At 47.4% G+C, this 2,344-nt stretch carries 5 protein-coding genes; 3 read left to right on the top strand and 2 right to left on the bottom strand.

What is annotated here, in order from left to right; genetic code table 11:
* Window positions 1–15: 15 nt before the first annotated feature.
* Both GS535_RS04310 and GS535_RS04305 read right to left on the bottom strand, forming a co-directional pair.
* A complete protein-coding gene (locus GS535_RS04310) occupies window positions 16–525 on the bottom strand; it encodes a hypothetical protein (protein WP_160792506.1) in 510 nt (169 codons plus the stop codon).
* 1 nt (window position 526) lies between these two features.
* Window positions 527–856: a hypothetical protein gene (locus tag GS535_RS04305; protein WP_160792505.1), complete on the bottom strand. Its 330-nt coding sequence runs from the start codon at window positions 854–856 to the stop codon at window positions 527–529.
* Between the two features lie 211 nt (window positions 857–1,067).
* On the opposite strand from GS535_RS04305, the gene GS535_RS04300 reads away from it, so the two are divergent.
* The 3 genes from GS535_RS04300 to GS535_RS04290 all read left to right on the top strand — a co-directional run.
* A complete protein-coding gene (locus GS535_RS04300; protein WP_160793099.1) occupies window positions 1,068–1,430 on the top strand; it encodes a hypothetical protein in 363 nt (120 codons plus the stop codon).
* Window positions 1,394–1,879: a lysozyme gene (locus GS535_RS04295; protein WP_160793098.1), complete on the top strand. Its 486-nt coding sequence runs from the start codon at window positions 1,394–1,396 to the stop codon at window positions 1,877–1,879. The genes GS535_RS04300 and GS535_RS04295 overlap by 37 nt, the downstream gene beginning before the upstream one ends.
* On the top strand, window positions 1,857–2,344 hold a 488-nt coding region (locus GS535_RS04290; RefSeq protein WP_202409338.1), incomplete at its 3' end, for a phage terminase large subunit. The genes GS535_RS04295 and GS535_RS04290, both read left to right, overlap by 23 nt.

Genomic DNA, 2,344 nt, shown 5'->3' with positions numbered 1-2,344 from the left:
TATGTTGACACATCATCAAGCGTATTGAGGAAATTCCTTTGGCACAAATTTCAAAAGCCTTGGCAATCTCACGGAAAAGCGCGCAAACAAACAATCTTCCTTCGTCTCTGATAATTTGCCTGATGACATTAGTCCTTTTCTGATATGTTGAGCTTTGTACACATCTCCTATTGTAAAACCCGCGACACTTAACGCCGCCATATACAGATCTAAACATCTTCTTACTAAATCAGGGTGATCGTCATAATAACGATTCCCTTCCGAAGGAGTAACCTCCCCAGCCAAAACCGAGGCAGCAAAATCTATATATGATTTTGCCTTCTCCTTAGAGCATGCAACGATGCTTAGTCGCGCCAATCTTTGCTTTTCAAGATACGGAACGCGATCATCTTTTAAAATAACATCCAGCGCATCATTAAATTCTTTCAAAGCATTCCCGTATAGCTTTACCCTATGAAGAAAGTACGAGCCCACAACATTAATCGAAAATAATGAGCCGGCCAAAAATATAATATATAAAAACATCTTATTTCCTCCTATTTTTCTTTTTTCCTTCAGAAGAAATCAATGATTTCAACATATCGTTGAGCCTCTTCTGTTCGTTTTTTATTAATCTTTTTTGTTTTTCCCATCCGCTTATAATTTCTAGGGCCTTTTTCATTTGATAGGGGATATACAATGCCAAAATTCCAGCAAGCAGTTGATACCAAACGAGCCCACATACCAACCCGATTATGTATAACACGAAAAACATCGTGAGGAGAAAAATTTCTTTCCCTGCAACTTTTGCCAAGTTAGTTAAAACTTCTAAAATCTCTTTAATTTTATCCATGAATTGAATCGGGGGAAGACCCACGTTAACACCCCATTATATTAAGCTTTTACATCACGAAAATTTATAAGAATCATACAATTAAAAAACCAACCTCTGGAGTCAATGAGGCGATTTTAAAAAAAGGACTTGTACGTATAGCATAAACGTGGCATGATATTGGCATAGTCGGAAGTCGTGCGCCCAATCGGGCCGCGGCTTTTTTTTGTTTTAAGCTTTCTCTCTCGAAAATATCATGCCGAACTTCGCCCCTACTCCAGACCCACGGATTAGGCGTGGTCGTATTGTATCTACACGGGGCGGCCTTTGTATCGTGCTAAAACGCCAGAAAGACCGCGTGGCACTCGTGCCGATCCGTAAAGGCCCAGAAAATACCCACCGGGCTGATGTCCACCCATCGTGGATGGATGCGGCGCTGCTCGGTCTGTCGGCTCGCGACGTGGTGCGCTGCGCCCCGTTCACGCTGCCTCACACGGCGGTATATTCTATCGGTTCAACAGTTCCCTCCACCCTCATGACCCGCGTTTGGAGCGCTGCGTGTAAAGAGCTGCGCGCTCAGGCATGGGAAAACGGGCAGTCTTTGGAGCGGTGGCGATGAGCAAAAAACCGACTACACGTAAAAAAACAGGCGCGCGCAAACCGCCTGTCTCGTTCTCTCAAACGTTATTCGATGCGATGGTAGTTGAGGTGATGGAGGGCAGCACATTACGAGAAATTTGCTCAGGCAATTCACGGCCGTCGCGTACTCAATTTTTACAGTGGGTTCACGAACGGCCCGGATTGTCTGACCAGTACAGGCGCGCGCGCGAAATATCGAGCTATATTCTGGCGGACGAAATACGTGAGCTAGAACAGGGCATTACGCCAGACAACGCAACGGCGAGCAAAACGCGTTTTGAGATTAAGCGGTGGGATATTGCCCGCCGTGCTCCGAAAGTATTCGGCGACAAACAGCAGCTTGAACATAGCGGGCCAGATGGCGGCCCGATTACTGAAATACGTCACACCATAGTTGACCCAAAAAATGACAGAAACAGCGCCCCTTGATATTCAGACACCGCGTGTTTTTGCGCCGTTGCTCCAGCCTGCGCGTTATAAGGGCGTATGGGGTGGTCGCGGCTCTGGGAAGTCTCACTTCTTTGCTGAATACCTCGTAGCGCAAGCGATGATGCGCCCCGGCCTGCGGGCTGTGTGCATTCGTGAAATCCAGAAGTCACTGAATATGTCGGTCAAGCAGCTCGTGACAGACAAGATCATGGCGCACGGTTTAGCTGACAAGTTCGAGTTGCTCGATAAGGAAATTCGCACACCGGGCGACGGCGTGATTATCTTCCAAGGGATGCAGAACCATACGGCGGACTCGATCAAGTCGCTGGAAGGCTTTGACGTTGCGTGGGTGGAAGAAGCTCAGTCCCTCTCGGCTCATTCGCTCAAGCTGTTGCGTCCGACCATCCGTAAACGCGGTTCTGAAATCTGGTTTAGCTGGAACCCCTCGCACGCTGAAGACCCAGT

It is taken from the genome of Saccharibacter sp. EH611 (genome assembly GCF_009834765.1).
In the GTDB taxonomy this organism is placed as follows: Bacteria; Pseudomonadota; Alphaproteobacteria; order Acetobacterales; family Acetobacteraceae; genus Saccharibacter.
Note: the sequence above shows the minus strand (reverse complement) of the source record. Positions and strands in the feature narration are given on the sequence as shown.

What these genes read in the sequence shown, in the direction of transcription:
- GS535_RS04310 (WP_160792506.1), bottom strand. Translation starts at nt 525, where the DNA reads ATGTTTTTATATATTATATTTTTGGCCGGCTCATTATTTTCGATTAAT.
- GS535_RS04300 (WP_160793099.1), top strand. Translation starts at nt 1,068, where the DNA reads ATGCCGAACTTCGCCCCTACTCCAGACCCACGGATTAGGCGTGGTCGT.
- GS535_RS04295 (WP_160793098.1), top strand. Translation starts at nt 1,394, where the DNA reads ATGGGAAAACGGGCAGTCTTTGGAGCGGTGGCGATGAGCAAAAAACCG.